Annotated in this window: 3 protein-coding genes; all 3 read left to right on the forward strand. The window is 62.3% G+C overall.

Annotated elements, in window-relative coordinates; all coding sequences use genetic code 11:
• The coding region (locus EOA86_RS31835; protein ID WP_164892192.1) for a short-chain fatty acyl-CoA regulator family protein at nucleotides 1-128 on the forward strand (128 nt) is incomplete at its 5' end.
• A 148-nt stretch (nucleotides 129-276) separates the two neighbouring features.
• Nucleotides 277-1,230, forward strand: a complete 954-nt coding sequence (locus tag EOA86_RS31840) for a DMT family transporter (RefSeq protein WP_065010775.1) — start codon at nucleotides 277-279, stop codon at nucleotides 1,228-1,230.
• Between the two features lie 357 nt (nucleotides 1,231-1,587).
• On the forward strand, nucleotides 1,588-2,169 hold a 582-nt coding region (locus EOA86_RS31845; RefSeq protein ID WP_128345231.1), incomplete at its 3' end, for an extracellular solute-binding protein.

A 2,169-nucleotide genomic window follows, 5' to 3' on the forward strand; every position in this document is an offset into this window, starting at 1 on the left:
CGCCGATAGGCCCCGCCTGCCGGCTGTGCGAACGCATCGGCTGCCTGGCCCGCGCCGAGCCGCCGGTGACGCGCCCGCTCGGTCTCGACGAGATGGTGACCGGACTAAGCGCCTTCGATTTTCAGTGAGGCCTTGGCAGGCGACCTGCCGTCCTTGCCACAACCGCCGTCGTCCGCTGGATCACGCCTGGCAATCGTCTTTGCGTTACGCCAATGAGGCACGTTCTTGGCGTCCGTTGCGCATCGTGCCGCCCCGAAATCGTCGACAGTCGCGCCCATGACCGACACCGCATCATCACCGATCGCCGTTTCGCCTGCCGTCTCGCCGCGTGAGGAGCGTATCGGCTTCCTGTTGATATTCCTGTCGGCGCTGATGTGGAGTTTCGGCGGCGCCATCGCCCGCTTCATCGACGCCGGCGACAGCTGGACGGTGGTGTTCTGGCGCTCGGTCTGGGCCGCCGCCTTCCTGATCTGCTTCATGGTCTGGCGCGACGGCTGGCACGGCACGGTGAGGTTGTTCCGCGGCATGGGCCTGCCCGGCCTTGCCGTGGCGTTCTGCTTCGCCACCGCATCGACCTCTTTCGTAGTGGCGCTTGCCTATACCACTGTCGCCAACATCCTTTTGATGCAGGCCGGCGTGCCGCTCTTGGCGGCGCTGTTTGCCTGGGTGCTGTTTCGCGAACGGGTGGCCTTGGCAACCTGGGTGGCGATTGCAGCCGTTATTGCCGGCGTTGCCATCATGGTATCGGAATCGCTCGATGGCGCTGTTTCGCCCATCGGCGACGGCTTGGCGCTGCTCATCGCTGTGATGTTTTCGATCGCCACCGTCATCACGCGGCGCTTTGCCCATGTGCGCATGACGCCGGCGACCTGCCTCGGCACGATGCTTGCCGCCGCATTCGCGGCATCCCAGGCATCGCAATTCGGCGTATCCAGCAGCGACATGGGCTTCCTCTTTGCATTCGGTGTGGTCAATCTAGGTCTCGGCCTTGCCTTCTTCGCCACCGGCGCCCGGCTTGTTCCGGCGGCGGTCGCTGCACTGCTCGGCACTTTCGAGCCGATCCTCGGCCCGATCTGGGTCTGGCTCATCCATTCCGAGGTGCCGTCGGGACGCACCATCCTTGGCGGCACGGTCGTGGTCACGGCGCTGCTCGTCCATATCGGGCTCGAATTCAAGCGTCAGGCGCGGCCCGTGCGGCCGGGTGTCACCGGCATGCCGTCGCCTAATTGATGCAGCGCACGCGCCAAAGCGAGATGAGCCATTGACAATGGCGCAGCCGCGCGGGCAGGCTGCCAATACGGCAACAACAAGACAGGCTCATCTTGCCAAGTCTCCCCTCCGGCCCGACCGAGACCGGACAACATCGTCGTATCCCTGCCCGCGCCGTGGCGAGAGCCTTTGACGGCGCCGGAATGCCACCTGGATCACGACATAGGAACGGGGGGCTTGGCCGCTGCGCATCGAACCACGATTGGGTTGGCGGTTCGCGCTTGTCGCTTGTCGGAAAGCTCAATAATCTGAAGCAAACGCCCAGCCGCGCAGCCCCGCGACGAGTTGGCGATGGAACACTCATCAAAGGAGAGACGCATGACCCGCAAAGCATTCTGGCTTTCGGCGACCTCGGCATTTCTGACGCTTTTCACCCTCGGCGCTCATGCCCAGGACCGCGTCGTCAATGTCTATAATTGGTCGGATTACATCGACAGCTCGATCATCGAGGATTTCACCAAGGAAACGGGCATCAAGGTCACCTATGACACCTTCGATTCCAACGAACTCCTGGAGACGAAACTGCTTGCCGGCGGCAGCGGCTACGATGTCGTCGTGCCGACCGCCAATTTCCTCGCACGCCAGATCCAGGCAGGTGTGTTCCAGAAGCTCGACAAGTCGAAGCTGCCCAACATTTCCAACATGTGGGACATCGTTTCGGAGCGCACAGCCAAGTACGATCCCGGCAACGAATATTCGATCAACTACATGTGGGGCACGGTCGGCCTCGGGTATAACGTCAAGAAAGTGCAGGAAGCGCTCGGCACCGACAAGATCGATAGCTGGGACGTATTCTTCAACCCGGAAAAGCTGGCCAAGCTGAAGGATTGCGGCGTCTATGTCCTCGATTCCCCGAGCGACATCCTCCCGAACGCCTTCAAATATCTGGGCATCGATCCC

Source organism: Mesorhizobium sp. M5C.F.Ca.IN.020.32.2.1 (assembly GCF_004023105.1).
GTDB lineage: Bacteria > Pseudomonadota > Alphaproteobacteria > Rhizobiales > Rhizobiaceae > Mesorhizobium > Mesorhizobium wenxiniae.